We start from the raw sequence: 26,024 nt of genomic DNA, 5'->3' as shown, positions 1-26,024 counted from the left end.
ATGACCGCCGTATCCCTGGGCGTCCCCGAGATGCCGGTCCGGCCGATCGCCGAGCGACGTGTGTCGCGACGCATCCAGGTCGGACCGGTGGCGGTCGGGGGCGGGGCTCCCGTCTCGGTCCAGTCGATGACCACGACCCGTACGTCGGACATCGGCGCCACCCTCCAGCAGATCGCCGAACTCACCGCGTCCGGCTGCCAGATCGTCCGCGTCGCCTGCCCCACGCAGGACGACGCGGACGCACTGGCGACCATCGCCCGCAAGTCGCAGATCCCGGTGATCGCGGACATCCACTTCCAGCCCAAGTACGTCTTCGCCGCGATCGAGGCCGGGTGCGCAGCGGTCCGCGTGAACCCCGGCAACATCAAGCAGTTCGACGACAAGGTCAAGGAGATCGCGCGGGCCGCCAAGGACCACGGCACGCCGATCCGGATTGGGGTCAACGCCGGTTCCCTGGACCGGAGGCTGCTCCAGAAGTACGGCAGGGCCACCCCCGAGGCGCTCGTCGAGTCGGCCCTGTGGGAGGCCTCGCTCTTCGAGGAGTACGGCTTCGGCGACATCAAGATCTCCGTGAAGCACAACGACCCCGTGGTGATGGTCAACGCCTACCGGCTGCTGGCCGCGCAGAGCGACTATCCGCTGCATCTCGGGGTCACCGAGGCGGGACCCGCCTTCCAGGGCACGATCAAGTCGGCGGTCGCCTTCGGGGCGCTGCTCAGCGAGGGCATCGGCGACACGATCCGGGTGTCGCTGTCCGCTCCGCCGGTGGAGGAGGTCAAGGTCGGCCTCCAGATCCTGGAGTCGCTCAATCTCAAGCCCCGCCGGCTGGAGATCGTGTCCTGTCCGTCCTGCGGGCGCGCACAGGTGGACGTCTACAAGCTTGCCGACGAGGTCACGGCCGGGCTCGAGGGCATGGAGGTGCCGTTGCGCGTCGCGGTCATGGGCTGTGTCGTCAACGGACCCGGCGAGGCGCGGGAGGCGGACCTCGGCGTTGCCTCCGGCAACGGCAAGGGCCAGATCTTCGTCAAGGGCGAGGTCGTCAAGACCGTGCCCGAGTCGAAGATCGTGGAGACCCTCATCGAGGAGGCGATGAAGATCGCCGAGCAGATGGAGCAGGACGGCGTCGCGGCGGGGGAGCCGGCCGTCACCGTGAGCTGAACAGCACGGACCGAAGGGGGCCCGACGTGACGATTCTGGAGAGCATCCGTCAACCACGCGACCTGAAGGCGCTGTCCGAGGCGGAACTCGGTGAACTGTCCGAAGAGATAAGGGAGTTCCTGGTGCACGCGGTGGCCAGGACCGGCGGCCACCTCGGGCCCAACCTGGGCGTGGTGGAACTGACCATCGCGCTCCACCGGGTCTTCGAGTCACCGGTCGACCGCATCGTCTGGGACACCGGCCATCAGAGCTATGTGCACAAGATTCTGACGGGCCGTCAGGACTTCTCCAAGCTGCGCGGCAAGGGCGGCCTGTCCGGCTACCCCTCGCGCGAGGAGTCCGAGCACGACGTCGTCGAGAACAGCCACGCGTCCACCGCGCTCGGCTGGGCCGACGGTCTCGCCAAGGCTCGCCAGGTACAGGGCGAGAAGGGCCATGTCGTCGCGGTCATCGGTGACGGCGCGCTCACCGGCGGCATGGCCTGGGAGGCGCTGAACAACATCGCCGCCGCCAGGGACCGCCCGCTGATCATCGTGGTCAACGACAACGAGCGCTCGTACTCGCCCACGATCGGCGGCCTCGCCAACCACCTGGCCACCCTGCGCACGACCGACAGCTACGAGAAGGTGCTCGCCTGGGGCAAGGACGTCCTGCTGCGCACCCCGGTCGTCGGCAACACCGTCTACGAGTCGCTGCACGGCGCGAAGAAGGGCTTCAAGGACGCGTTCGCCCCGCAGGGCATGTTCGAGGACCTGGGCCTCAAGTACGTCGGTCCGATCGACGGACACGACATCGGCGCCGTCGAGTCGGCACTGCGCCGCGCGAAACGCTTCCACGGCCCGGTCCTGGTCCACTGCCTCACGGAGAAGGGGCGCGGCTACGAACCGGCCCTCGCCCACGAGGAGGACCACTTCCACACCGTCGGCGTGATGGACCCGCTCACCTGCGAGCCCCTCGTGCCCTCCAACGGCCCTTCCTGGACCAGCGTGTTCGGCGACGAGATCCTGCGGATCGGGGAGGAGCGGGACGACATCGTGGCGATCACGGCGGCCATGCTGCACCCGGTCGGCCTCGGCAAGTTCGCCGCGAGGTTCCCCGACCGGGTCTGGGACGTCGGCATCGCCGAACAGCACGCGGCCGTCTCCGCGGCGGGCCTCGCGACCGGCGGACTGCATCCCGTCGTCGCCGTCTACGCCACCTTCCTCAACCGCGCCTTCGACCAACTCCTGATGGATGTCGCCCTCCACCGCTGCGGAGTCACCTTCGTCCTCGACCGGGCCGGCGTCACCGGCGTCGACGGAGCCTCTCACAACGGCATGTGGGACATGTCCATCCTCCAGGTCGTGCCGGGCCTGCGGATCGCCGCACCGCGCGACGCCGGCCAACTCCGCGCCCAGCTGCGGGAAGCGGTCGCCGTCGACGACGCGCCGACCCTCGTCCGCTTCCCGAAGGAGTCGGTCGGACCGGAGATCCCGGCGATCGACCGGGTGGGCGGCCTCGACGTCCTGCACCGGGGGGCGGGGACACCCGAGGTGCTGCTCGTCGCCGTAGGAGTGATGGCGCCCGTCTGCCTTCAGGCCGCCGAACTCCTCGAAGCCCGCGGCATCAACTGCACGGTCGTGGACCCCCGTTGGGTCAAACCCGTCGACCCGGCCCTGCCCGGCCTCGCCGCCGAGCACCGCCTGGTGGCCGTCGTCGAGGACAACAGCCGGGCCTCCGGCGTCGGCGCCGCCGTGGCGCTGGCGCTGGGCGATGCCGAAGTCGACGTCCCCGTACGGCGGTTCGGCATCCCGGAGCAGTTCCTCGCGCACGCCAAACGCGGCGAGGTGCTCGCCGACATCGGCCTCACACCCGTCGAGGTCGCCGGACGGATCAGCGCAAGCCTGGCGGTCAAGGACGCGACCGGCCACGCAGCCAAGGAGAAACCCGAATGACCAAGGAGTTCGACCTCACCGCGCTCTTGGCCGAGCGCGGAGCCGAGCGCTACGAGCTGCACACGAAGTACCTCAACCACCAGCTCCCGCGCATGCTGCACACCATCGGCTTCGACAAGGTCTACGAGCGCGGCGAGGGCGCCTACTTCTGGGACGCGGACGGCAACGACTACCTGGACATGCTCGCCGGGTTCGGGGTGATGGGCCTCGGCCGCCACCACCCCGTCGTCCGCAAGGCGCTGCACGACGTCCTCGACGCCCAGCTCGCCGACCTCACCCGCTTCGACTGCCAGCCGCTGCCGGGTCTGCTCGCCGAGAAGCTGCTCACCCACAGCCCGCACCTGGACCGGGTGTTCTTCGGCAACAGCGGCACGGAGGCGGTCGAGACCGCGCTCAAGTTTGCCCGGTACGCCACCGGGAAGCCGCGTGTCCTGTACTGCGACCACGCCTTCCACGGCCTGACCACCGGTTCGCTCTCGGTCAACGGCGAGGACGGCTTCCGGGACGGCTTCGCCCCGCTGCTGCCCGACACCGCCGTACCGCTCGGTGATCTCGACGCCCTGGCACGGGAGTTGAAGAAGGGCGACGTCGCCGCCCTGATCGTCGAGCCGATCCAGGGCAAGGGTGTGCACGAGGCCCCGCCCGGCTATCTGCGCGCCGCGCAGGAACTCCTGCGCCGGCACAAGGCGTTGCTCATCGCCGACGAGGTGCAGACCGGCCTGGGCCGCACCGGCGACTTCTACGCCTACCAGCACGAGGACGGCGTGGAACCGGACTTGGTGTGTGTGGCCAAGGCGCTGTCCGGCGGATACGTCCCGGTCGGTGCCACCCTCGGCAAGGACTGGATCTTCAAGAAGGTCTACTCGTCAATGGACCGCGTGCTGGTCCACTCGGCGAGCTTCGGGTCCAACGCCCAGGCCATGGCGGCGGGGCTCGCCGTGCTGTCCGTCATGGAGAACGAGCAGATCGTCGCCAACGCCCGTGCCACCGGGGACCAGTTGAGGACCCGGCTCGCCGCGCTGGTCGACAAGTACGAACTGCTCGCCGACGTGCGCGGCCGGGGCCTGATGATCGGCATCGAGTTCGGGAAGCCCAAGTCGCTGAAGCTGCGCAGCCGTTGGGCCATGCTGCAGGCCGCGCGCAAGGGGCTGTTCGCGCAGATGGTGGTCGTACCGCTGCTCCAGCGGCACCGCATCCTCACCCAGGTCTCAGGCGACCACCTGGAGGTGATCAAGCTGATCCCGCCGCTGATCGTCGGCGAGCGCGAGGTGGACCGGTTCGTCGAGGCCTTCACGGCCGTGATGGACGACGCGCACAGCGGTGGCGGGCTCATGTGGGACTTCAGCAGGACGCTCGTCAAGCAGGCGGTGGCCAACCGCTGAGCCGCCAGGACGGGTCTTTGCCTCTGTGGCAAGAAATTTGCCGCAGAGGCAAACGTCCGGCTGAATGGAGGGCATGAGCTCCTCCGAGACCGAGCCGGAACCGCCGGCCGGACCGGCCGACGACCTGCCGGCCACCGTCGCACCCCAGCTCCGCGCCCTGCGCCGCCGCGCCTCCCTCACCCTGGAGGCCGCAGCCCGCTCGGCCGGACTCTCGCCCGCCCATCTCTCCCGCCTGGAGACCGGGCAGCGCCAGCCCTCGCTGCCGATGCTGCTCGCGCTGGCCCGCATCTACGGTACGACAGTCTCGGACCTGCTCGGCGAGACGGTCACCGACCGGGAAGCCGTCGTACGCGCCGCCGACATGGAACCGACCAGGGCGGGCGGCTGGACCTACTGGCAGGCCGGCGCCCCCGGCCGCGGGATGCAGTCGCTGCGCGTCCGCATCCCGCACGGCTCCCAGGGCGACATCGTGCGCGTGCACCCCGGCGAGGAATGGCTGTACGTCCTCACAGGGCGACTGCGGCTGCGGCTCGGCGACACCGCGCACGTCCTCGCGCCCGGCGACAGCGCGCACTTCGACTCGCTCACCCCGCACCGCCTCGCAGCCGCCGACGAGAACGGCGTCGAGGTCCTCTTCGTCCACACCCTGCTGCAGAGTCCCACGGCCACCCTGTGCCTGGGCCCGATCACCGGAGACACACCATGAGCGGCAACAACATCGAGGACAGGTTCCCCCGTGCTCTGTGGGTACGGCTCCTCATCTACATCGCCGTCGGCCACCTCTTCGCGGCCTTCATCTACCTGTTGTTCTCCCTGGGCGCCAAGTAGCCTTCCGCAGCCGCGAGTTCAGTCGAGCAGTCGCTCCCGCAGCCGCTCCCGGATCTCCGGGGTGATCCCCAACCCCTGCTCCAGATAGGTGTCCACGCCGCCCCACGTCTCCTCGACGGTCTCGAAGGCCGCCGTCAGATACTCGGCGCGGGCGTCGAAGAGAGGGCTGAGGAGCTCCATCACCTCGGGGGAGTAGCCGGCCGAGGAGGAGTCGCTGCGGCGCACCTTGTAGCGGCGGTGCTTGGCGTTCGACTCCAGATAGTCGGCGACGATCGCCTCCCGCTCCACACCCAGGGCGAGCAGCGTCACGGCTATCGACAGGCCCGCGCGGTCCTTGCCCGCCGCGCAGTGCATCAGCGCCGGGACGCTGTCCTCGGCGAGCGCGCGCAGTACCTGGGAGTGCTCGGCGGTGCGGTCCGTGACGATCGTGCGGTACGAGGCGATCATCCGGTTGGCGCCCTTGTCGCCGCCGAGGATCTCGCGCAGCTGCTCTATCTCGCCGTCGCGGACCATCTTCCAGAACTCGGAGCCGTCCGCCGGGTCGGACAGCGGCAGGTTCACATTCCGCACGCCGGGCAGCTCGACGTCGGGGCCTTCCAGCTTCTGGTCCGACGCGTTGCGGAAGTCGAAGATGGTGTGCAGGTCCAGTGAGCCGAGGAACGCGGTGTCCTCCTCGGTCGCGTGCGCGAGATGACCGCTGCGGAACAGCACGCCGTGCCGTACCCGCCGCCCGTCCACCGTCGGAAGTCCGCCCACGTCCCGGAAATTGCGTACTCCGGACAACTCCGGCTCGGTCGACGGAATCTGCTGCGTCACGAGGGCTCCTCCCACTCGGCCCGACGACGCGGCTCACCGGCGGGCACCCAGTCGACGATACGACATGCGTACCGCCGGCCGGAGGTCGTTGGCCCTCTGACCAGGCTCTCTCGCCGAGGGCGGGGCCTCGCCGTCAGGGCAGGATCGAGTCGACGTAACCCCCGTCGACCCGCAGCGCACCGCCCGTCGTGGCCGAGGCCTGGTCGGAGCTGAGGTAGACGACCATGTTGGCGATCTCCTCGGGCTCGATCAGCCGTTGCAGCAGGGACTGCGGCCGGTGCTTCCGCATGAACTCGCGCTGCGCCTCGTCCCACGGCAGGTCGCTGTCGACCAGTTCGTAGACGAAGTCCTCGACGCCACCCGTGTGCGTGGGGCCCGCGACGACCGAGTTGACCGTCACCCCCGTGCCCGCCGCCTGCTTCGCGAAGCCGCGGCCGACGGCCAGGAGCGCGGTCTTGGACATGCCGTAGTGGATCATCTCCGCCGGGATGACGATCGCCGAGTCGCTGGCGATGTTCTGGATCCGGCCCCAGCCGCGTCCTGTCATGCCCGGCAGATACAGACGGATCAGCCGTACGGCGGCCAGCACGTTCACCTCGAAGTAGCGGCGCCACTCCTCGTCGCTGATCTCCAGCGGGTCGGCGGAACCGAAGACGCCGAGGTTGTTGACGAGGATGTCCACCTCCGGCAGCGCCTCCAGGACGCGCGCGGCACCCTCCTCGTTCGTCACATCGGCGGCCACGGGCACGAAGGCGCCACCGGGCACCAACGCCGCCAGTCGTGCGACACTCTCCGCGACCCGCTGCCCGTTCCGGCCGTTCACCCCCACCCGGGCGCCCGGGCGCGCGAGTCCGGCGGCGATCGCCGCGCCGATGCCCTGGGTCGAACCCGTCACCGGCGCGGTGCGTCCCGTCAGGTCGATCTGCATGTGGAACCAGTCCCTCTGTCGCGTCGGTCCGTCCGCGTGCCGGCACGTCTGCCGTCAGCCTGGCGGCAGGGCGACCGGCTCGCCACTTCGGCCGCTACCCCGAGCGGAGCCGTCCGATCCTCTAGACGTGCATGTCGACGACCACCCAGGTCGCGCAGTCCATCCAGTGGGCGATGGCGGCCAGGTGTGCGGGGCGGTCGAAGTACCGCTGGAAGGCGGCGGTGTCGTCGAAGAGGCTGTTCGGGGCGAAGCCGTGCCGGCGGGCGAAGAACCCCGACCTCGCCGTCCTGGGAGCCTGTCACGAACCGTTCCACGCCATGCTGAGCGGGCGCCACGACGACGTGGAGGAACTCTTCGTACGGGCCGAGAACGGCATCACGGGCACCGCCTTGCACTGGGACCGGGCGGTCCTCCGGACCAACTGGACGACGTACTGCCTCCAGCGCGGCGACAGCGACGGCGCCCGCGCCCACGGCCGGACCGCCGTCGCGGCGGCGCGTGCCGCGGGCGACGACTACGCGCGGGCGTTCTCCCTCGTGCTGCGCGGCGACGCGGACGAGAGCGGCGGCTTCCGCGACCGGGCCCGCGCGCACTGGACCGAAGCGGTCCAGCTCCTGGGACCCATCGGCGCGCGTGCGCTCTACGCGCACACCACGCTGCGGATCGTCTGCCTGGACATCGGGGAGGGCGCGATCGCGACGGCCGAACACCGGCTCGCGGAGGTGGCGCGGCTCGCCGACGAACTGGGCGCGGACGATCTGCGCGCCACCGCGGCCATCCTGCGTGGCGCACTCGCCTTCCACGGAGACCGCTTCCCGGAGGCCCGGGCGATCTTCGCCGGTGTCTGGGACAGCCCCACGGCACCGCTCGACCGCAGGGCGATGTCCGCCCTCGGCCTGGCGGTCGTCGCGGCGTTCGGACCGCCCACCCCGTCGGCGGCCGACGAGGCACGGCTGTGGAGGGACCGCGCGGCCAAGGAGCACGACCGGGTGCGCGAGCCGCTGGCCGGCCGCGCGGTCGGCGCCCTGCTCGACACCCTGGACACCTGTTTCCGGTCCGGTCCGGCGGACGGGCAGCGGGCGGACCGGGTACGGGCCCGGCTCGCCGGCAACCCCTCCGTGCTGGCCGGCTTCAGCGGAGTGCTGACCGGACCGGGCCGGCATCGCTGACCCGGACGCGGCACATGGGTTTCCACAGGTTATGAGTTCTCCACAGGCGTTGCCTCGCAGGTCCCGCACCATTGATGATGTTGGCGCTTGAGTGGACTTGTTCGAATCTGTGAGGGACTTGATGCTGGAGACCGCCGAGAACGGCCGTACGTGGGTGCTGTCCGGGCCCACGAGCAGTTACGCCGTCCATCTCACCGAGCGCGACGAACTGCTCCATCTCCACTGGGGTCCCCGTATCGCGCTCGCCGACGCCGAGGAACTCGCCGCCCGTCCGCTCCCCGGCGGCTCCTCCTTCGAGTCCCCGCTCGACGGACGCGAGGAGTACCCGGTCGAGGGCGGCCCCCGCTTCGTCCGGCCCGCCCTGTCTGTGCGCACGCCGGAGCGGCGCGGCACCGAGTGGTCCTTCGACCGCCACGACACGGACGGCGACGAACTGCGGCTCCGCTTCCGCGACGCGGGACTGACGATCACCCTGCACTACCGGACGCGCGGTGACGTCGTGGAGCGCTGGACGGTCCTCGACAACGAGGGGACCGAGCCGCTGGAGCTGCTGCGCGCCGACTCCGCCACCTGGACGCTGCCCGACCGCGAGGAGTGGCAGCTGTCGCACGTGCACGGGCGCTGGGCCGCCGAGTCACGGCTGGTGCGCTCCCCCCTCACCTACGGCGAGAAGGTCATCGGCAGCCGGCGCGGCCACACCGGACACCAGTACCTTCCCTGGGTCGCCCTCGACACCGACGCGACCGAGGAACGCGGCGAGGTCTACGGCTGCGCCCTCGGCTGGTCGGGGTCCTGGCGGATCGCCGTGGCCCAGCTCCCGGACGCGCGCGTGCAGATCACCGGCGGCGCCGGGTACGACGAGTCCGGGCTGCTGAGCCTCGCGGCCGGGGAGTCCTTCACGACGCCCCTCTTCGCGGCCCTGTGGAGCGACGCCGGCTTCGGCGGCGCCAGCCGCGCCTGGCACACCTACCAGCGGACGTACGTCATCCCGGACGCCGACCGGGACCGGCCCGTGCTCTACAACTCCTGGGAGGCCACGCAGTTCGACATCTCCGAGGAGCAGCAGGAGGTCCTCGCGCAGCGTGCGGCGGCGGCCGGCGTCGAGCTGTTCGTGGTCGACGACGGGTGGTTCGGCGCCCGCACCAGCGACCGTGCCGGACTCGGCGACTGGACCCCCAACCCGGACCGCTTCCCCGCCGGCCTCAAGCCGCTCGCCGACCGCGTCCACGCACTGGGCATGCAGTTCGGCATCTGGGTCGAGCCCGAGATGATCAACCCGGACAGCGACCTGTACCGCGCCCACCCGGACTGGGTGCAGTACCAGGAGGGACGAAAGCGGACGGAGTTCCGCAATCAGCTCGTCCTCAACCTGGCCCGTGAGGACGTCCAGGAGTACCTCTGGGAGCAGCTCGACGGACTCCTCTCCAGCGCCCCGATCGACTATGTGAAGTGGGACTTCAACCGCTGCTTCACCGACGCGGGCTGGCCCGGCGACGCTTATCCGCAACGCCTCTGGGTGGACCATGTGCGCGCGCTGTACGCCCTGTTGGACCGGCTGCGGGCGGCCCACCCCGGTGTGGCCTTCGAGTCCTGCTCGGGCGGCGGCGGCCGGATCGACCTCGGCATCCTGAGCCGTACCGACCAGGTGTGGACCTCCGACAACACCGACCCGCTCGACCGGCTCGCCATCCAGCACGGCTTCAGCCAGATCCACCCCGCGCGCGTGATGGCCGCCTGGGTCACCGACAGCCCCAACACCCAGCTCAACGACCGGGTCAGCAGCCTGCGCTTCCGGTTCGTGAGCGCCATGGCCGGCGTCCTCGGTGTGGGCGGCGACCTCTCGGAGTGGACCGAGGAGGAACTCGCCGAGGCCCGCGAGTGGATCGCCCTCTACAAGGAGATCCGGCCGCTCGTGCAGCACGGCGACCTCCACCGGCTGCGCCCGCCGACCGGCGGACTCAGCGCCGTGCAGTACACGCGCGGCGACGAGAGCGTCGTCCTCGCACTGCTCCAGGCGCAGCACTACGGCGAGCCGGTACCGGCGCTCCGGCTGCGCGGGCTCGACCCGACGGCATCGTACGAATGCCTTGAAACGGGCGAAGTCCACCGAGGTGCGGTCCTGTTGCATCACGGGCTGCGGACCGGGCTGCGCGGTGACCTCGATGCGACGGTTCTCCGGCTGCGTCACATCTGAGCATTCTGCCCGAATTGCAGCCTTCGTTACAACTCGCTCTGGAATAAGGGAAGCTGAGGGGTTGTACGTGAGCAGCGTCATATCCGTGACCGTACGTCGCTCGTCATGTTCACGTAATTGACATGCTTTTCCAGGGGAATTGAGGGAGGAGGCGGGTGGGAATTCACGGAGGGTGACTGTGAATTCCCACAGGAGATCACAAGAAAGACAAAACCGTGGAACCTCCTGCTTGTCCCTTTGCGTCTTCCTCGCTTACGTTCGCCACCAATCCGGACGGACGCCCAATCCTGCCGCCGACCGGACTCCGCACACACCCACCCGTATGCGGCAGGAGCGGGGGACCCACAGGTAGGACGCCTGTTCCGGTCTCCGGAACGGGCTTGGGGTAAAGCCGCGACCAGCGCGCGGCCGGGCATCTCCAGCCCGCACCCGACAGCTCACCTCGCAGGCGCCGGAGAGGAATTCGTCATGCCCGCGAAGGGTAAGCACCGCCGTCCCAAGTCCCAGCGCCTCACCCGCTCGATAGCCGTAGCCGGAACCGGCGGCGCCGCGCTCGCCCTTCCGCTCATGGGAGCCACCGGTGCCCATGCGGCCACTTCGACTTCCGCTCCGGAAAAGGCCGTTCAGGCGGCTCCGGCAACCGAGGGGACGGTGGCGCAGAAGGCGGCGACCGCCAAGACCGAGGGCGTCAAGACGTATTCGGTGAAGGCGGGCGACTGGCTCGCGAAGATCGCCGACGAGCAGGACGTCACCGGTGGCTGGAAGAAGATCTACCAGGACAACCGCGAGGCCATCGGCGCCGACCCGTCGCTGATCCACCCGGGCCTGAAGCTCTCCCTCGGCAAGAAGGCCACGACGAGCACGACCAAGTCGTCCGGTTCGTCCTCCTCGTCGTCCTCCTCTTCGTCGAAGAAGACGACCGCCACGCAGAGTGCCGACACCACCAGCACCGCCGGCGGCTACACCCTCCCCGTGACCGGCGGCACCATCGGCACCGGCTACCACGTCGCGGGCAGCATGTGGTCCAGCGGCTATCACACGGGCGTCGACTTCGTCGTCCCGACCGGCACCACCGTCAAGGCGGTCGCCGCGGGCACGGTCGTCTCGGCGGCCTACGACGGCGCCTACGGCAACGAGGTCGTCATCCGGCACGCGGACGGCGAGTACTCGCAGTACGCCCACATGTCGCAGCTGTCCGTCTCGGCCGGCCAGACCGTGACCGAGGGCCAGCAGATCGGCCTCTCCGGTGCGACCGGCAACGTCACCGGCCCGCACCTGCACTTCGAGATCCGGACCACTCCGTACTACGGCTCGGACGTGGATCCGGTCGCCTACCTCCGCTCGCACGGCGTCACCGTCGGCTGACTCCGGAGCCCGGCGCAGGGCAGTTCCCGGGGTCAACGCCCCTGGCCAGGGGCTTATTCCGACTTTGGGCAACCCTTTACGAGTGGCTTATCTCACCGTCCGTCAACCCCATATTACGATCGCGTAGGTCACACTCCAGGGTGAACTATGGTTGCCGTGGCTAACGATTCGAAGAGTGACAACAGATCAGTGATCGGGTCGTACGTGGCGGTGGGGGACAGCTTCACCGAGGGCGTCGGCGACCCCGGTCCCGACGGGGCGATGGTCGGCTGGGCCGACCGGTTCGCGGTACTGCTCGCGGACCGGCGGCCCGAGGGCGACTTCGAGTACACCAACCTCGCCGTGCGCGGGAAACTGCTCGACCAGATCGTGGCCGACCAGCTCACCCGGGCCAAGGAGATCGGCCCCGACCTGGTCTCCTTCTGTGCGGGCGGCAACGACATCATCCGGCCCGGCACCGACCCCGACGAGGTCGCCGAGCGCTTCGAGCGCGCGGTCGCCGACCTCACCTCCGCCGTCGGCAGCGTCCTGGTGACGACCGGCTTCGACACCCGCGGTGTGCCGGTCCTCAAGCATCTGCGCGGCAAGATCGCCACCTACAACGGACATGTGCGGGCCATCGCCGACCGCTACGGCTGCCCGGTGCTCGACCTGTGGTCCCTCAAGACGGTCCAGGACCGCCGGGCCTGGGACGGCGACCGGCTCCACCTCTCTCCCGAGGGCCACACACGCGTGGCGCTCCGCGCCGGTCAGGTCCTCGGCATCGAGGTCCCGGCCGACCCGGACCAGCCCTGGCCGCCGCTTCCGCCGCGCGGCACGCTCGACATCCGCCGCGACGACGTGCACTGGGCACGCGAGTACCTGGTGCCGTGGATCGGACGCCGACTGCGCGGCGAGTCCTCGGGCGACCACGTGGAGGCCAAGGGAGCGCTGTCGCCGTACGACATCAAGATGCGGATCGAGTCGGTCGCTTGACGGGGCGACGGGAGCGGCGCGCCGAGGGGGACGTGCCCGGGGTGTGAGAGCGACCGAGGGCCGTTCCCCTGTGCCGGAGAACTCCTCCCGTCTCAGGGAGCGGTCAACGCCGCCCGCTCCAGGCCGAGTTCCCGCGCGAGCGCCTCGTCCACCCACTCCAGGGCCCGCGTCCGCGACACCGCGCCCGCGTACGCCGTCATCTGCACGGCCAGGCCGTCCAGGAGAGCCGTCAGGCGCAGTGCCGCGGCGTCCGGGTCCGCGCAGTGGAACTCGCCCGCGATCACTCCCTCGGCGACGACCTCGGCGAGCGCCTGCTTCCACTGCCGGTCGAGATCGCGCGTCACGTCCAGGAGAGCGGGTTCGCGCAGCGCCGCCGCCCAGCCCTCGATCCACAGCCGCCAGCCCTTGGCCTGCCCGGTCGGCGCGTACCAGCGCAGCGCCGCCCGCAGCCTGCGCAGCGCGGTCGTACGGCGGCCGAGCAGCTTGCGCAGATGCGCGAGATCGTCCTCGGCGGCATGGGTGAACGCGGCGGCGACCAGCTTCTCCTTGGTCGAGAAGTGATAGAGCACCAGCGCGTTGCTCACCCCGAGAGCCGACGCCACGTCGGCGATCCTGACCGCCGCCACACCCCGCGCCTCGATCTGCTCGACGGCGGCCCGCAGCAACTCCGCCCGCCGCTCCGCCACGCCCAACCGCACTCTCGCCATGCGATGACCCTATTCCGTAGCCGGGAAAGGCGTTGCTCCGTCCCTCACCGGTACCAGCCGAACCGCTCCGCGATGACCGGGAGCCGGTCGGCGACGACGGCGTGTGCGGCGGCGCGCGGTGTCGTGCCGTCGGCCTCCGCGCGGGCCAGCACCAGGTCGATCAGGGCGCGCATCGAACGCCGGGTGTGGGCGAACGCCTCGTCCGCGTCCGCCCCGATGTCGCCGAACAGGGTCCACCACCACCAGGCGTTCGTCCCGGAGTTCACGACCACGTCCGGCAGTACGACGACGCCGCGCGCGGAGAGCAGTTCCTCCGCCTCCGGCAGCACCGGCATGTTGGCCGCCTCGACGATCCAGCGAGCGGTGACCGCCCCCTGGTTCGCGGTGTCGACCGCGTACGACACCGCCGCCGGAACCAGCACCTCCGCTTCGACGGACAGCCAGTCCCCGCCCGGGAGTTCGCGGTCGCCGGGGCGCAGCACCGACCGGTCCACGGTGCCGTACGCGTCCCGCGCCGCGAGCAGCGCGTCCACGTCGAGCCCGGCCGGGTTGGCGATCGTCCCCTTGACGTCCGCGACGGCCACGATCGTCAGCCCCCCGCGCGCGAGGAACCGTGCCGTGGCCCCGCCCATGGTGCCCAGCCCCTGCACCGCGACCCGTGTCCCCGCGTACGGCACGCCCGCCCGGTCCAGCGCCGCGAGCACCGACTCGGCGACCCCGCAGCCGCCGACCAACTCGTCGAGACCGATCCCGTCCACCTCGACCGCGAACGCGTCCGCGAGCCGCCGCCGCGCCGCGGCCTCGTCGTCGAGCAGCGGATACACGGCCTGGATCGACGACACGAGCCCCGCCTCCGCGGCGGCCCGGTCCACCAGGTCCTGGCTGAGCCCGAGGTCCTCACCCGTCGTCCAGAAACTCTCGACGTACGGCCGCATGGCCCGCAGATACCGCACGAGGAGGCCGTACGACACCGGGTCCCGGGGATCGCAGTCGATGCCGCCCTTGGCGCCGCCCAGGGGGATGTAGCGGCCCGCCGGGTTGTAGTGCAGCGCCTCCTTCATGGTCATGCCTCGGGCGAGCCCCGCCACCTCGTCGAGGGTGCAGCCCGGCCGCATCCGCAGTCCGCCGCTGGACACCCCGCGCACCAGCCGGTCGACGACCAGGAAGCCCCGGCGGCCGGTGACGTGGTCGGTCCAGGTGAGCGACATCAAGGGGGCGGTCATACGGGCTCCTCGCGGCGACGGCCGGCAGGGCAGGTGCAGAGGCGCGTACCGGACGGCGGGTACTGAACGGCGAGTCAGTATCGGAAGCTGGGCCGCGCCCTGTCAACGGAAGATCGAATTCCGCCCCGCGGCGTCAACCCCGGGCGCGGAACTTTGGTCTTTCCTTGGAATGACGGCCCCGCGAAGCCGATGCACCGGCGTTGTCACAGGGGTCGACCATAATGGAAAGCCTGACCGACTCCACCTGGAGGCATCGTGACCGGAATCCGTACCCTGAGCTCCGGGCTCCGCGCGCTGCAGCCCGCGGCCTTCGGCGCGGACCCGAGCGGCGAGCGCCTGGCGCGCATCCGCAGATCGCCCCACTTCAAGGACGGTGTCTTCCAGAACCCGGGGGGCAACACGAACGTCCGCCCGTCCGGCGGCACGATGCGCGAGATGGGCAAGGCCTATCTGGACAAGGAGGCGCGCGTCCGCCGCGCCCCCGACGGCACGCTGCCCGTGCACGCCACCACCCTCGCCGACCTGGCCAAACCCGCCGCCACCGGGCTGCGCCTGACGTGGATGGGCCACTCCAGCGTGCTGGCGGAGATCGACGGCCACCGGGTCCTCTTCGACCCGGTCTGGGGCGAGCGCTGCTCGCCGTTCCCGTTCGCCGGCCCCAAGCGGCTGCACCCGGTGCCCCTGCCGCTGGCCGCCCTCGGTCCCGTCGACGTAGTGGTCATCTCGCACGACCACTACGACCACCTGGACATGCCCTCGATCAAGGCGCTGGCCGACACGGACACCCTGTTCGCCGTGCCGCTCGGCGTCGGCGCCCACCTGGAGCACTGGGGCGTCTCCCCGGACCGGCTGCGCGAGCTGGACTGGAACGAGGAGACGAAGGTCGGCGGCCTCACCCTGACCGCGACCCCGGCCCGCCACTTCTGCGGCCGGGGCCTGCGCAACACGCAGCACACGCTCTGGGCCTCCTGGGTCGTCGCGGGCGACGAACACCGGATCTACCACAGCGGTGACACCGGCTACTTCGAGGGCTTCAAGGACATCGGGGCCGCGCACGGCCCGTTCGACGCCACGATGATCCAGATCGGTGCCTACAGCGAGTTCTGGCCCGACATCCACATGACGCCCGAGGAGGGCATGCGCGCCCACCTCGACCTCCAGGGCGGGCAGGCGCACGGGGTGCTGCTGCCCATCCACTGGGGCACGTTCAACCTGGCGCTGCACGCGTGGGCCGAGCCCGGCGAGTGGACCGCGGACGTGGCGGAGGCGGCGGGCCAGGCGGTGGCCACCCCGAGGCCGGGCGAGCCCTTCGAGCCGGGCGCCGAGCCGACCACGGACCGTTGGTGGCTGCCTCACGGGGGCACGCTCGCGCGCCCCTGGCGGGTTGCCGAGCCGGTCGTGGCGGAACCGAATCCGGTGGCGACCCCGGCGGCACTGGACCTGGCGAACGAGCGCTGACACGGACGACGGTCCCCTCGACGGCGTCGGCGGCCGGGTTCGCCACGTCGTCGAAGGGACGTCTCACCGCAGGGCGCGCAGCCGCTGTACTCCCATGCAGGTCCCCGTCGTGAGGGCGAGCGCCAGCAGGGGGAGTCCCACGAAGATCACGGGGTTCACCCAGTCCGGCACCAACTCGGTGCCCACGCCGCCCGACGTGACGCACTGCGAACTGACCGGCAGCGTCATCCGCGTCACGACGTGATCCCCCGCCACACCCTTCGCCGCGCACATCTGGTCCGGGTCCAGGATGTAGAACCCCGACATCGCGCCCCACGTGTACGCGCCGAGCGCCGCCGAGCCGGCCATCACCGCCACCAGCACACAGGTCTCGACGCTCGGCAGGTGCCACCACCCGCTGCCCGGCTGCCGATGGCAGGCCCGCCGGCCGAGCGCCACGGCGGCGGCCCCGAACACGAACGGTGTCACGAGCGGCGAGAGAACCAGGATCAGAAACAGAAGAGACGCCACTCCTGTCCGGACACCAGCCGGACAGGATCGGTTCCGCATGCTCCGCCGACGGACTCCGGCGGACACTGCCCGTGACGTGCGGAGCGACGGCGGCGGGCGGGACGTACCCACCGAAACCGCCCCGCCGGCCCGGCCGCCGGACCCTCGGCAGGCGAACGGCGGAGCCGGGCCGCATCGCACTCCCCGACTCCTGGCGCCCGTTCGTGACCGCTTCCGATCAGGGGCGATCGATTCTTTGTCCTTCTTCGCCGTGCGGCCGCCGGGGTTATCGGTCTGTCGTGCGAAGTCTCATACCAGAGCGGGACGCTCCCCGGGTGACTTTGTCAACTGCCCACCGCACCTGATGCGTTGACGACTACTGTGAGTGTCCGCCGGGCGACGTGGTGCCGATTTCTTCGGCTCTCCCGACCGGCACCGCGATGGCGTATGCCCGAATCGCGCACCCTGCGCGAGCAAACAGGTCCGACGCACCAGTACGAGGACGCCGATGTCTCAACTCCGTGCACCGGCCGCACGCGCAGACCGCCGTGAGGGCGGCCGGCACGGGCGACCGGCCGCCCGCCCCGTGCCCGCACTGCCCGAGACGCACATACGATCCCAACTCCTGCGTCTCGCCGTGCTGCCGCCCGTCGCGGTCGCGCTGAGCGCCAGCGCGGCCGTCCTGTTCACCGTCCGCTCCACCGGAGCACGGACCGGCCTCACCCTCTGGGGCGTCCTCGCCGGAGCCACGACGGTGACCTGCGCGGGCATCCTGATCGCCGCCGTGGCCGCGGGCCGCGCGGCCGGTTCCGTCAGCGACCGCATCGGCGCCCTGCGCCGCGACAGCGCGCGCGGCGAGGCCGATCTGCGCGAACTGGTCGAGGCACTGCGCCGCGGCGAGGGCCCGCCCCAGCGCAAGCCGCGCGGCCGGCCGCCGGGCGACGCCGACGACTTCGACCTGCTCGCCGCCGACCTGGCACGCGCCCACGACGGTGCCGTCACCGCCGTCGTGTCCGCCTCCCAGCTCTCCAGCCAGGCCGGCAGCGAACAGAAGGTCGAGGTCTTCGTCAACCTCGCCCGGCGCCTTCAGTCCCTCGTGCACCGGGAAATCTCCATCCTCGACGAACTGGAGAACGAGATCGAGGACCCCGATCTGCTCAAGGGCCTCTTCCACGTCGACCACCTCGCCACCCGCATCCGCCGCCACGCCGAGAACCTCGCCGTCCTGGGAGGCGCCGTCTCGCGCAGACAGTGGAGCAACCCGGTCTCCATGACCGAGGTGCTGCGGTCCGCCATCGCCGAGGTCGAGCAGTACTCCCGCGTCAAACTGGTGCCGCCCATCGACGGCACCCTGCGCGGCCACGCCGTCGCCGACGTGATCCACCTGCTGGCCGAACTCGTCGAGAACGCCACGGTGTTCTCCGCCCCGCACACCCAGGTCCTGCTCCGCGCCAACCTCGTGACCTCGGGACTCGCCGTAGAGGTCGAGGACCGCGGACTCGGCATGCCCGTCGGCGAACAGAGCCGTATGAACGCCCTGCTCACCGACCCCGACCAGGTCAACGTCGCCAGCCTGCTGGCCGACGGCCGCATCGGCCTGTTCGTGGTCTCCCAACTCGCCCGCCGCCACGGCATCCACGTCCGCCTCCAGACCAACATCTACGGCGGCGTACAGGCCGTACTCGTCGTGCCGCAGGCCTTGCTGGGTACGGCGCCGGGCGCCCCCGGCGCCGTAGGGCAGCCGGAGGACACGATGGGCGGGGGGCGCCCGCTCCTGCCTCCGCAGCAGCCTCCGCAGGGCGGGACGGGCGGAGCCCCGGGTGGGGCCGAGGACGGTCAGCGGGCCGCCGGTCGGCGGAGTGGTCCCGCGGTGACGCCTGCCGCGCCGGGGCGGCCCCAGCGTGAGTCAGGGGCACCGGGACGGCACCAACGACGGGACACCGCACCGCCCGACGCGCCGGCGCCGAACGGCAGCGGACCGGTGCCGCTGCCCGTGCGCGGCGCCCATACGGAACGGGCCAATCCGGCGGAGGCCGTACCCGGCATCCGGCCCGACGACCGGCACACCGTGGCGACGAACGTGACCACACCGCCCGTCCCACGAGGCGGCGCGGTCCGCGGCACCATGGGCAAGCCGCCCCAACTGCCCCGCCGCCGCGCCCAGGAGCACATCGCACCCCAACTCCGCGGCGGCCCCGCACCCCGCCAGGACTCCGAGCAGGCCGCCGGCCACGACCCGGGCCTGATGGCGGCCTTCCAGCGCGGGATCGGCCTCGCGGAGGCCCAACAGCACATGGAGGCGGCGGAGTCGGTGGAGGGGGCCGCCATGGCGCCACCACATGTGGAGGTGCCGCACGTGGAGGGGGCGTCCATGGAGGTGCCGCACACGGAGTCGGCCCAACTGGAGACAAACCACGCGGAGTTCCCGCGCACGACCGAGGTGCACACAGGCGGCGTCTACACGAGCACGCCCCCCATGGGCTCCGACCACACCTCCGCAGCCCACACGGAAATGCCGCCGCTCACCCTCGCTCCCCACAGGGACGCGGCGCCCATACCCGAAGCGCACGCGCATGCGCCCGGTCACGACTTCACCGCCCGGCACGACGGGAGCGCATCAGCCGGATGACCACGCATGCCCCCACCCCCACGACCACGGCGTCCCACCGCCCCACCCCCACCCGCGCTCCCGCAGACCTTCGTACCCCAAGGAGTCGATCCACCATGGCGAGCGACGCGCCGACCGGCCATGTATCCGATCTCGACTGGCTGATGAGCGGCCTCGTGCAGCGCGTACCGCACACCACCAGCGCGGTACTGCTCTCCTGCGACGGCCTCGTGAAGTCGGTCCACGGCCTCGACCCCGACAGCGCCGACCACATGGCGGCCCTGGCCTCCGGCCTGTACTCCCTCGGCCGGAGCGCGGGCGTCCGCTTCGGTGACGGCGGGGATGTCCGGCAGGTCGTCGTCGAACTCGACTCGACGCTGCTGTTCGTCACCACCGCCGGCTCCGGCACCTGTCTCGCCGTGCTGGCCGGCCGCGAGGCCGACGCGGCCGTGCTGGGCTACGAGATGGCGATGCTGGTCAAGAGCGTCCGCCCCTACCTCGTGACCGCGCCCCGCCAGCACGCCGTCGAATCCCCTGCGATGAGGCCTTGAGCGTGGCGACGGCCGGCGACGGGCCGTGGTTGGACGACGCGGCCGGACGTCTTGTGCGCCCCTTCACGGTCAGCAACGGCCGTACCCGGCCGTCCGTCGCGCTCGACCTCCTGTCGCAGGTGATGGCCACCGGCGCCACCCCCCTCGGCTATCTCGGCCCCGAGCACGCGCAGGCGCTCGACCTGTGCCGCGCGCCCGTCTCGGTCGCCGAGGTCGCCGCCCACCTGAAGCTGCCGGCGGTGGTCACCAAGGTGCTGCTGTCGGACCTGGTCGACTGCGGAGCGCTGACCACCAAGCCGCCCGAGTTCCACCACAACCCCACTGACCGGTCTCTTCTGGAGGCAGTGCTCGATGGACTACGACGACAGCTCTGACTACGAGAGCGGCCACGATCCCTTCCCCACCGCACTGAAGATCCTGGTGGCGGGCGGCTTCGGCGTCGGCAAGACGACCTTCGTCGGAGCGGTGAGCGAGATCGCGCCGCTCAGTACGGAGGAGCTGCTCACCACGGTCAGTGCCGCGACCGACGATCTCGAAGGCATCGAGAACAAGGTCGAGACGACCGTGGCGATGGACTTCGGCCGGATCACCCTCGACCCGGAACACGTGCTCTATCTGTTCGGCACGCCCGGACAGGAGCGGTTCTGGTTCATGTGGGACGAACTGTCCGAGGGCGCGCTCGGCGCGGTCATCCTCGCCGACACCCGGCGACTGGAGGAGTGCTTCGCCGCCGTCGACTTCTTCGAGCAGCGCGGCCTCGGATTCATCGTCGCGATCAACGAGTTCGACGGCTCCCACCGCTACGACCCCGAGGAGGTGCGGGCCGCCATAGACCTCGACCCCGGGATCCCGGTCGTGCGCTGCGACGCGCGGATCTCCAGTTCCGGGGTGCAGACCCTGCTGACCCTCGTACGCCATCTCATCGAGCACGCCCCGGCGCACGCGCCGAGCCATGGTGCCCATATGTGATTCCCGCACACCTTTCACGGAGTTCCTCTATGACATGCGTCCACAGGGACGGAGTACGCCCATGAGCTACGACCCGCCGCGTCCGGCCGGTCGTCTGCTGCTCACGCCCGAGGACAAGGAGGCACCCGGGCGGATGCGACGGCTGCGGGGGCTGGGCCTGGGGGAGCACCCGGACCCGGCGCTGGACGCCTTCGCGGACCGGCTCGCCGAGCTGACCGGGGCGCCGTACGCCATGGTCAACTTCATTGACGAGAACCGGCAGTTCTTCGCCGGTCTGCACACTCCGGGCAGTGCGCGGCTGCCCCGAGCGGCCACGGGAGGGGAGCACGCCAAGCCCGAGGTGGGGCGGCAGTTGGCGCGTGAATACGGGTTCTGCCCCCATGTGGTGGTCCGACGCAAGGCGCTGGTTCTTGAGGATGTCTGCGACTATCCGCGGTTCGCGGGCAATCCCGTCGTCGACGAGTTCGGCATCCGTTCGTATCTGGGGGCGCCGCTCATCGACTCCACGGGGATGGTGCTGGGCACCGTGTGTGTCGTCGACACGGAGCCGCGGCCGTGGGGGAAGCCGGGGCTGGAGACGATCAAGTCGACCGCGGCGGACCTGGTGGCCCGGCTGGAGCACTTGGGCGGTCCGTAGCCGACCGGTCGTATAGTTGCCGTATGGGCAGGACCAGTGATGCCGGAGAGAAGATCCTCGCCGCCGGGCGGTCGCTCTTCGAGGCGCGCGGCTACTCGGCGCTCGGAGTGGCCGAGATCTGCCGGGCGGCCGGAGTGCCGAAGGGCAGCTTCTACTACTTCTACGAGTCGAAGGAGGCCCTCGCGCTGGCCGTCGTCGACGAGCACTGGGCGGAGCAGCGGCGGGAGTGGACGCGCGTCCTGAGTGCCGCGAGCGGGGACGCCGAACCGCTGGAGCGGCTGCGCCGGCTGTTCGAGGAGACGGAAGCCGGTCTGCGCGCCGGACAGCAGGGCTGCGGGACCGTGCTGGGCTGCCTGTTCGGCAATCTCAGCCTGGAGATGAGCAACCAGACCGAGGCCGTCCGCGCCCGGCTGCAGGAGATCTTCGACGCCCAGGTCGAGATGGTCGACGCGGTCGTCGTCGAGGCCCGCGACCGCGGGGACGTCACCGTCACCGACACGCGGGAGGCGGCGCGGTCCGTCGTCGCGCAGTTGGAGGGCCAGGTGATGTTCGCCAAGCTCTACAACAACACCGGGCGGCTGAGCCCCCTCTGGGCCAACTGCCTCGCCCTGCTCGGCGCCCGCGCCGCCCACCCCGTCTGATCAGCGGCCGGCGTCGGTGGGCGCGGTCCGCCGCGCCTGCTCCGGCACGGACTGTCGTACCGCCACCGCGTGGTGCGGGAAGCCGGACCGCAGGACGGCGGCTGCGACGGCCGCGGCGAGGACCACCAGGGCGGCCAGCAGCAGGGCCGGGCGGTAGCCGTGGCGCAGCAGCGGAGCGACGGCGAGCGGACCGAGGATCTGGCCGACGGAGTATCCGGCGGTCAGCAGCGCCACCGAGCGCGGGAAACGCAGCTGGGCTCCGGTGGCCAGCGCGAGGGTGCTGACGCCGATGAAGGTCGCGCCGAACAGCAGCGCCGAGACCAGGGCCGCGGCCACCCCGCCGATCAGCGCGGGCAGCGCGATGCCGACCGCCTGGATCACCAGCGCCACCAGCAGCAGCCCGGGCCGCGACCACCGGCGGCCGAGCCGGGCCCAGAACGCGGAGGACGGTACGGCGGCCAGCCCGACGAGCACCCACGCGCCGCCGCCGATCCAGCCGGGGGATCCCTGAGCGATCGCCGCGACCAGGAAGGTCCCGGCGACGATGTAGCCGACGCCCTCCAGGGTGTAGCTGACGAACAGGGCGGCGAAACGGCGGGCGCCCGTCGGCGTAGGGGCTTGCGACGTGTGCGCGGCCGACAGGGGCGCGGCCGACACCTCAGGCCGTAGATTCCACGAGGCCGCCGCCAGGACTGCGGCGAGTGCGGCCGACGCCCACCACGCGGTCCGCCAGTCCGCGACCGGGCGCAGAGCGAGGACCAGGAGGCCGGAGAGCGCGATGCCTGCGCCGACACCGCCGAAGCCCCAGCCGGACAGGTGCGGCGGGTGGTCCCGGAGGTGGCCCAGGAGCGAGTTGACCGCGACGACGAAGATCAGCGCGCTCGCCGCGCCCGCCGACAGCCGCAGCGCGAGCCACAGCTCCGTGCTGTGCGTGACGGGCATCGCGGCCAGCGTGCAGATCAGCAGGACGAGTGCGCCGCGCAGGGCCGCGCGGGAGCGGATCAGGGCGGGGGAGAGGGTGCCCGCGAGCGCGCCGACGAGGTAGCCGACGTAGTTGGCGGTGGCCAGGTGCGCGCCGGCGCCGGCGGACAGCCCGGCCTGGGCGTGCATCAGCGGAAGGATCGGGGTGTAGACGAAGCGGCCGACCCCCATGCCCGCCGCCAGCGCCGCGGCGACCCGCGCGACATGCGCCCAGGGCGACAGGAGGGAGCCGTCCGCCCCTGGCGAAGGGACACGGGCGCTGGAGCTCATGACGGCGAAATCCCTTGCAGGCGGGGCGAGTTACTCCGCATGGCCGGGGTCGTTCGGATGCGGTTCCAGCGGAGTGACGGCGAAGGTCATCCACGGGGCGAGGGGCAGCGTGCCGAGCACCTTCTCGTGGAGCTGGTCCTCGTCGTCCGCGAGCCAGACGCCGATGCTGCGCCGTTCCCCGACCGGGCGCCACAGCCGCCGCAGGTGGCCGGTGGCGGCCAGCTCGCGGGAGTGGACGGCCTCGGCGGCGCGGCGCCGGTCGACCTCCTCCTGCGGGGTGCCCTCGGGGACGGTGGTGGTGATCTCGACCAGGAACTCTCGCATGACCTCGCTCCGTTCGGGCCCGCCCGGCCAGGCGACAGGGTGCCGGGTCTCCATGCCCTCATCGTGGCCCGGGACCGGCGCGGGCGCCACGACGGGCTTGCTCCCTGCTGAGAGTTCCGGCCTCCCAGCCCGCGTAGCATGACGGGCGTGGAGCTGCGCCAACTGAGGTACTTCGTCGCCGTCGCCGAGGAGCTGAACTTCGGCCGGGCCGCCGACCGCCTCCTGATCGCGGGACCCTCCCTCTCCCAGCAGATCAAGGCGCTCGAACGCGATCTGGGCGTACGGCTCTTCGACCGCGACCGCCGCTCGGTCTCCCTCACCCCGGCCGGAGCCGCGCTGCTCCCGCACACCCGCGCCCTGCTGGAGCGCGCCGACGACCTCCGGCGCCGGGCCGGCCGGCTCGCGGGCTCGGAGGCGGTCCGGCTCGGCTACGTCAACTGGCTCCCGGCCGACCTGACCGCGCGCACCGCCGGCGTGGCCCAGGTCCATGTGGACGCCTGGGTCGCGCCCTCGCACACGCAGGCCGGCCGGGTCGCGGACGGTAGCCTGGACCTCGCGGTGTGCTGGGTGCGGGACGAGGACCTGAAGCGGCACGGCCTGCGGGCCCGGCTGCTCGGCGCCGACCGGCTGTACGCAGTGGCCACGGGCACCGACACCGGTGACGTACGCGCCCGGGACACGTCCGTCCTCCTCGACGACGACACCCGGTCCTGGTCGTCCTGGAACGTCTACGCCGAGCAGCTGGCCCACGACACCGGGGCGCACGCGGTGGCCATCTCCGACGGCGGGATCACCGGCCCCGCCTTCTTCGACCACGTCCGCCGCAGCCGCCGCCCGGTCGTCAACTCGCCCAAGGGGCAGACCACTCCGCTGCCGCCCGACCTCGTCCGACGAGAGGTCGTCGGGCCGTCGGTCCACTGGACCTGGTCGCTGGTGTGGCGCGAGGGCGAGACGCGGGCCGCGGTGCTCGCCGCAGTGGACGCGCTGTGCGACGGCGTCGGCGAACTCGGGCTGCGTGCCCCGGACGCCTGGCTGCCCGCGGGCGACCCGCACCGCTGACGTGTACTGGGAGGTTCAGCCTCTCAGCAGTGAGGATTCCGGTCCTGGGAAAACCCCCTCTGAACTTTGCTTTCACTTCTCGGGGTCGCCTACCTTCTCCAATAGGCGACCGGTCGGCTAGTAGTCCGACCGGAAGCCACTCGCCAAGCACCACTACTTCGGAGAAGGTCGTCATGAGCACTCGGAACCAGAAGGTCGCGATCGTCACCGGCGCCTCGCAGGGCATCGGAGCGGGCGTCGTCGACGCCTACCGCAAGCTCGGTCACGCCGTCGTCGCCACCTCGCGCACCATCGCCCCCGCCGACGACGCGGACATCCTGACCGTCCAGGGCGACATCGCCGACCCGGCCACCGCCGAGCGGGTCGTGGCCGCCGCGATCGAGCGGTTCGGCCGTATCGACACGGTGGTCAACAACGCGGGCGTGTTCGTCGCGAAGCCCTTCACGGACTACACGGCCGACGACTACGCGAGCGTGCTCGGCATCAACCTGACCGGGTTCTTCCGGCTCACCCAACTGGCCGTTCCGCACCTGCTCACCCAGGGCGGCGGCCACATCGTCAGCGTCACCACCAGCCTGGTCGACAACGCGGACGCGCGCGTGCCCTCCGTGCTGGCCTCGCTGACCAAGGGCGGAATCCAGTCCGCCACCAAGTCCCTCGCCATCGAGTACGCCACCCGGGGCATCCGCGTCAACGCCGTGTCGCCGGGCACCATCAGGACCCCGATGCACCCGGAGGAGACCCACGACTTCCTCTCCGCCCTGCACCCGGTCGGCCGGATGGGTGAGGTGAGCGACATCGTCGACGCCGTGCTCTTCTTGGAGAACGCTCCCTTCGTCACCGGCGAGATCCTCCATGTCGACGGCGGCATGAGCGCCGGTCACTGAGAAAGGTCGACGGAGATGAACAGCGGGAACGGCGACGAACTCGTCCTGCGCGGTGTCCTGGACCCCTGGAAGGCGGCCGTGGACGCCCACGAGCCGGAGCAGGTGGCCCGGCTCTTCACCGAGGACGCGCTCTTCCAGGGGCTGCACCCCTACAGCGTCGGCCGGCGGGGGGTCGCCGAGTACTACGCCTCCCAGCCCCTCGGAATGAAGGCCGCCTACGACGTCCTGGAGACCCGGCGCCACGCCGACGACCTCGTACTCGGCTATCTGGACGCGGAGTTCACGTTCACCGACCGGCCGCCGGTCGACGTCAAGCTCGCCGTGCTCGTGCGGCGGCTGGGGGACGACTGGTACATCGCCCATTACCAGGTCTCGCGGCTCGACGGGTGACCGGTGTGAAGGAAAGCTGCGGCACCGCTTAAGAAAACCTCGATGGACCCGGGCGCTCCGGTGGGGCAGATTGCTAGCACA

The 26,024-nt window shown here is 71.2% G+C and carries 26 protein-coding genes and 1 riboswitch; of the genes, 19 read left to right on the top strand and 7 right to left on the bottom strand.

All coding sequences use genetic code 11. The features are described 5' to 3' along the window. The 5 genes from ispG (at position 1) to AB0I51_RS20795 (ending at position 5,302) form a co-directional block, all read left to right on the top strand. Positions 1-1,158: a flavodoxin-dependent (E)-4-hydroxy-3-methylbut-2-enyl-diphosphate synthase gene (gene ispG / locus AB0I51_RS20815; RefSeq protein WP_362977138.1), complete on the top strand. Its 1,158-nt coding sequence runs from the start codon at positions 1-3 to the stop codon at positions 1,156-1,158. Between the two features lie 26 nt (positions 1,159-1,184). Further along, on the top strand, positions 1,185-3,092 hold the full coding sequence (gene dxs / locus AB0I51_RS20810; RefSeq protein ID WP_362977136.1) for a 1-deoxy-D-xylulose-5-phosphate synthase: 1,908 nt from the start codon (positions 1,185-1,187) through the stop codon (positions 3,090-3,092). Beyond that, positions 3,089-4,474, top strand: a complete 1,386-nt coding sequence (locus AB0I51_RS20805; protein WP_362977134.1) for an aspartate aminotransferase family protein — start codon at positions 3,089-3,091, stop codon at positions 4,472-4,474. Before dxs ends, AB0I51_RS20805 begins: the two co-directional genes overlap by 4 nt. Before the next feature lie 73 nt (positions 4,475-4,547). Beyond that, complete coding sequence (locus AB0I51_RS20800) at positions 4,548-5,180, top strand: XRE family transcriptional regulator (RefSeq protein ID WP_362977132.1); 633 nt, start codon at positions 4,548-4,550, stop codon at positions 5,178-5,180. Then, positions 5,177-5,302 (top strand): DUF6126 family protein, encoded by a 126-nt coding sequence (locus tag AB0I51_RS20795; protein WP_362977130.1) that lies wholly within the window; start codon positions 5,177-5,179, stop codon positions 5,300-5,302. Before AB0I51_RS20800 ends, AB0I51_RS20795 begins: the two co-directional genes overlap by 4 nt. Positions 5,303-5,320: 18 nt before the next feature. Here the strand turns inward: AB0I51_RS20795 and AB0I51_RS20790 are convergent, their stop codons facing one another. Next, on the bottom strand, positions 5,321-6,118 hold the full coding sequence (locus AB0I51_RS20790; RefSeq protein ID WP_362977128.1) for a tyrosine-protein phosphatase: 798 nt from the start codon (positions 6,116-6,118) through the stop codon (positions 5,321-5,323). Between the two features lie 133 nt (positions 6,119-6,251). Continuing rightward, complete coding sequence (locus AB0I51_RS20785) at positions 6,252-7,046, bottom strand: SDR family oxidoreductase (RefSeq protein WP_362977126.1); 795 nt, start codon at positions 7,044-7,046, stop codon at positions 6,252-6,254. Between the two features lie 131 nt (positions 7,047-7,177). Here AB0I51_RS20785 and AB0I51_RS20780 point away from each other — a divergent pair, with 131 nt between their 5' ends. From AB0I51_RS20780 to AB0I51_RS20765, 4 genes are all read left to right on the top strand, one after another. Continuing rightward, positions 7,178-8,215: a hypothetical protein gene (locus AB0I51_RS20780; protein ID WP_362977124.1), complete on the top strand. Its 1,038-nt coding sequence runs from the start codon at positions 7,178-7,180 to the stop codon at positions 8,213-8,215. Positions 8,216-8,336: 121 nt separating this feature from the next. After that, the gene (locus AB0I51_RS20775; RefSeq protein ID WP_362977122.1) at positions 8,337-10,409 is read left to right on the top strand and encodes an alpha-galactosidase; all 2,073 of its coding nucleotides are present in this window, start codon (positions 8,337-8,339) and stop codon (positions 10,407-10,409) included. A gap of 301 nt (positions 10,410-10,710) precedes the next feature. Further along, positions 10,711-10,873: riboswitch (cyclic di-AMP (ydaO/yuaA leader) on the top strand. Between the two features lie 4 nt (positions 10,874-10,877). Further along, on the top strand, positions 10,878-11,774 hold the full coding sequence (locus AB0I51_RS20770) for a LysM peptidoglycan-binding domain-containing M23 family metallopeptidase (protein ID WP_362977120.1): 897 nt from the start codon (positions 10,878-10,880) through the stop codon (positions 11,772-11,774). 189 nt (positions 11,775-11,963) lie between these two features. Beyond that, a complete protein-coding gene (locus AB0I51_RS20765; RefSeq protein ID WP_362977306.1) occupies positions 11,964-12,749 on the top strand; it encodes an SGNH/GDSL hydrolase family protein in 786 nt (261 codons plus the stop codon). Positions 12,750-12,841: 92 nt separating this feature from the next. Here AB0I51_RS20765 and AB0I51_RS20760 read toward each other — a convergent pair whose 3' ends face one another. Beyond that, the gene (locus tag AB0I51_RS20760; protein ID WP_362977118.1) at positions 12,842-13,456 is read right to left on the bottom strand and encodes a TetR/AcrR family transcriptional regulator; all 615 of its coding nucleotides are present in this window, start codon (positions 13,454-13,456) and stop codon (positions 12,842-12,844) included. Between the two features lie 44 nt (positions 13,457-13,500). Continuing rightward, positions 13,501-14,679 (bottom strand): Glu/Leu/Phe/Val dehydrogenase dimerization domain-containing protein, encoded by a 1,179-nt coding sequence (locus AB0I51_RS20755; RefSeq protein ID WP_362977116.1) that lies wholly within the window; start codon positions 14,677-14,679, stop codon positions 13,501-13,503. A 255-nt stretch (positions 14,680-14,934) separates the two neighbouring features. Between AB0I51_RS20755 and AB0I51_RS20750 the strand changes: the two genes are divergently transcribed. Then, positions 14,935-16,137, top strand: a complete 1,203-nt coding sequence (locus tag AB0I51_RS20750; RefSeq protein ID WP_362977114.1) for an MBL fold metallo-hydrolase — start codon at positions 14,935-14,937, stop codon at positions 16,135-16,137. Positions 16,138-16,200: 63 nt separating this feature from the next. Here AB0I51_RS20750 and AB0I51_RS20745 read toward each other — a convergent pair whose 3' ends face one another. Further along, positions 16,201-16,605: a hypothetical protein gene (locus AB0I51_RS20745; protein WP_362977112.1), complete on the bottom strand. Its 405-nt coding sequence runs from the start codon at positions 16,603-16,605 to the stop codon at positions 16,201-16,203. Positions 16,606-17,134: 529 nt separating this feature from the next. On the opposite strand from AB0I51_RS20745, the gene AB0I51_RS20740 reads away from it, so the two are divergent. The 6 genes from AB0I51_RS20740 to AB0I51_RS20715 all read left to right on the top strand — a co-directional run bounded on the left by AB0I51_RS20740 (position 17,135) and on the right by AB0I51_RS20715 (position 22,032). After that, a complete protein-coding gene (locus tag AB0I51_RS20740; protein WP_362977110.1) occupies positions 17,135-19,255 on the top strand; it encodes an ATP-binding protein in 2,121 nt (706 codons plus the stop codon). Positions 19,256-19,350: 95 nt separating this feature from the next. Next, positions 19,351-19,785: a roadblock/LC7 domain-containing protein gene (locus AB0I51_RS20735; protein WP_019069670.1), complete on the top strand. Its 435-nt coding sequence runs from the start codon at positions 19,351-19,353 to the stop codon at positions 19,783-19,785. Positions 19,786-19,787: 2 nt separating this feature from the next. After that, entirely contained in the window at positions 19,788-20,159 is a 372-nt protein-coding gene (locus AB0I51_RS20730; protein ID WP_019062160.1) for a DUF742 domain-containing protein, read from the top strand. Continuing rightward, the gene (locus tag AB0I51_RS20725) at positions 20,137-20,754 is read left to right on the top strand and encodes an ATP/GTP-binding protein (RefSeq protein WP_362977108.1); all 618 of its coding nucleotides are present in this window, start codon (positions 20,137-20,139) and stop codon (positions 20,752-20,754) included. Before AB0I51_RS20730 ends, AB0I51_RS20725 begins: the two co-directional genes overlap by 23 nt. Positions 20,755-20,815: 61 nt before the next feature. Further along, complete coding sequence (locus AB0I51_RS20720) at positions 20,816-21,391, top strand: GAF domain-containing protein (protein ID WP_362977106.1); 576 nt, start codon at positions 20,816-20,818, stop codon at positions 21,389-21,391. A gap of 23 nt (positions 21,392-21,414) precedes the next feature. Beyond that, complete coding sequence (locus AB0I51_RS20715) at positions 21,415-22,032, top strand: TetR/AcrR family transcriptional regulator (protein WP_362977104.1); 618 nt, start codon at positions 21,415-21,417, stop codon at positions 22,030-22,032. Here AB0I51_RS20715 and AB0I51_RS20710 read toward each other — a convergent pair whose 3' ends face one another. Next, positions 22,033-23,283, bottom strand: coding sequence for a YbfB/YjiJ family MFS transporter (locus AB0I51_RS20710; RefSeq protein ID WP_362977102.1), 1,251 nt, complete (start codon positions 23,281-23,283; stop codon positions 22,033-22,035). It abuts the gene before it with no gap. 30 nt (positions 23,284-23,313) lie between these two features. Further along, positions 23,314-23,607 (bottom strand): muconolactone Delta-isomerase family protein, encoded by a 294-nt coding sequence (locus AB0I51_RS20705; protein WP_362977304.1) that lies wholly within the window; start codon positions 23,605-23,607, stop codon positions 23,314-23,316. A 138-nt stretch (positions 23,608-23,745) separates the two neighbouring features. Between AB0I51_RS20705 and AB0I51_RS20700 the strand changes: the two genes are divergently transcribed. The 3 genes from AB0I51_RS20700 to AB0I51_RS20690 all read left to right on the top strand — a co-directional run bounded on the left by AB0I51_RS20700 (position 23,746) and on the right by AB0I51_RS20690 (position 25,943). Continuing rightward, on the top strand, positions 23,746-24,666 hold the full coding sequence (locus AB0I51_RS20700; protein ID WP_362977100.1) for a LysR family transcriptional regulator: 921 nt from the start codon (positions 23,746-23,748) through the stop codon (positions 24,664-24,666). 173 nt (positions 24,667-24,839) lie between these two features. After that, on the top strand, positions 24,840-25,553 hold the full coding sequence (locus AB0I51_RS20695; protein WP_362977098.1) for an SDR family oxidoreductase: 714 nt from the start codon (positions 24,840-24,842) through the stop codon (positions 25,551-25,553). Positions 25,554-25,568: 15 nt separating this feature from the next. Then, the gene (locus AB0I51_RS20690) at positions 25,569-25,943 is read left to right on the top strand and encodes an SgcJ/EcaC family oxidoreductase (protein ID WP_362977097.1); all 375 of its coding nucleotides are present in this window, start codon (positions 25,569-25,571) and stop codon (positions 25,941-25,943) included. Positions 25,944-26,024: the final 81 nt, after the last annotated feature.

The organism is Streptomyces sp. NPDC050549 (assembly GCF_040655035.1).
Lineage (GTDB): Bacteria > Actinomycetota > Actinomycetes > Streptomycetales > Streptomycetaceae > Streptomyces.
This window is presented reverse-complemented; position numbering and strand designations above follow the sequence as displayed.

What these genes read in the sequence shown, in the direction of transcription:
- AB0I51_RS20795 (WP_362977130.1), top strand. Translation starts at nt 5,177, where the DNA reads ATGAGCGGCAACAACATCGAGGACAGGTTCCCCCGTGCTCTGTGGGTA.
- AB0I51_RS20755 (WP_362977116.1), bottom strand. Translation starts at nt 14,679, where the DNA reads ATGACCGCCCCCTTGATGTCGCTCACCTGGACCGACCACGTCACCGGC.
- AB0I51_RS20800 (WP_362977132.1), top strand. Translation starts at nt 4,548, where the DNA reads ATGAGCTCCTCCGAGACCGAGCCGGAACCGCCGGCCGGACCGGCCGAC.
- AB0I51_RS20705 (WP_362977304.1), bottom strand. Translation starts at nt 23,607, where the DNA reads ATGCGAGAGTTCCTGGTCGAGATCACCACCACCGTCCCCGAGGGCACC.
- AB0I51_RS20725 (WP_362977108.1), top strand. Translation starts at nt 20,137, where the DNA reads ATGGACTACGACGACAGCTCTGACTACGAGAGCGGCCACGATCCCTTC.
- AB0I51_RS20700 (WP_362977100.1), top strand. Translation starts at nt 23,746, where the DNA reads ATGACGGGCGTGGAGCTGCGCCAACTGAGGTACTTCGTCGCCGTCGCC.
- AB0I51_RS20735 (WP_019069670.1), top strand. Translation starts at nt 19,351, where the DNA reads ATGGCGAGCGACGCGCCGACCGGCCATGTATCCGATCTCGACTGGCTG.
- AB0I51_RS20780 (WP_362977124.1), top strand. Translation starts at nt 7,178, where the DNA reads ATGTCGACGACCACCCAGGTCGCGCAGTCCATCCAGTGGGCGATGGCG.
- AB0I51_RS20740 (WP_362977110.1), top strand. Translation starts at nt 17,135, where the DNA reads ATGTCTCAACTCCGTGCACCGGCCGCACGCGCAGACCGCCGTGAGGGC.
- AB0I51_RS20770 (WP_362977120.1), top strand. Translation starts at nt 10,878, where the DNA reads ATGCCCGCGAAGGGTAAGCACCGCCGTCCCAAGTCCCAGCGCCTCACC.
- AB0I51_RS20695 (WP_362977098.1), top strand. Translation starts at nt 24,840, where the DNA reads ATGAGCACTCGGAACCAGAAGGTCGCGATCGTCACCGGCGCCTCGCAG.
- AB0I51_RS20785 (WP_362977126.1), bottom strand. Translation starts at nt 7,046, where the DNA reads ATGCAGATCGACCTGACGGGACGCACCGCGCCGGTGACGGGTTCGACC.
- ispG (WP_362977138.1), top strand. Translation starts at nt 1, where the DNA reads ATGACCGCCGTATCCCTGGGCGTCCCCGAGATGCCGGTCCGGCCGATC.
- AB0I51_RS20715 (WP_362977104.1), top strand. Translation starts at nt 21,415, where the DNA reads ATGGGCAGGACCAGTGATGCCGGAGAGAAGATCCTCGCCGCCGGGCGG.
- AB0I51_RS20720 (WP_362977106.1), top strand. Translation starts at nt 20,816, where the DNA reads ATGAGCTACGACCCGCCGCGTCCGGCCGGTCGTCTGCTGCTCACGCCC.
- AB0I51_RS20690 (WP_362977097.1), top strand. Translation starts at nt 25,569, where the DNA reads ATGAACAGCGGGAACGGCGACGAACTCGTCCTGCGCGGTGTCCTGGAC.
- AB0I51_RS20805 (WP_362977134.1), top strand. Translation starts at nt 3,089, where the DNA reads ATGACCAAGGAGTTCGACCTCACCGCGCTCTTGGCCGAGCGCGGAGCC.
- AB0I51_RS20760 (WP_362977118.1), bottom strand. Translation starts at nt 13,456, where the DNA reads ATGGCGAGAGTGCGGTTGGGCGTGGCGGAGCGGCGGGCGGAGTTGCTG.
- AB0I51_RS20775 (WP_362977122.1), top strand. Translation starts at nt 8,337, where the DNA reads ATGCTGGAGACCGCCGAGAACGGCCGTACGTGGGTGCTGTCCGGGCCC.
- AB0I51_RS20710 (WP_362977102.1), bottom strand. Translation starts at nt 23,283, where the DNA reads ATGAGCTCCAGCGCCCGTGTCCCTTCGCCAGGGGCGGACGGCTCCCTC.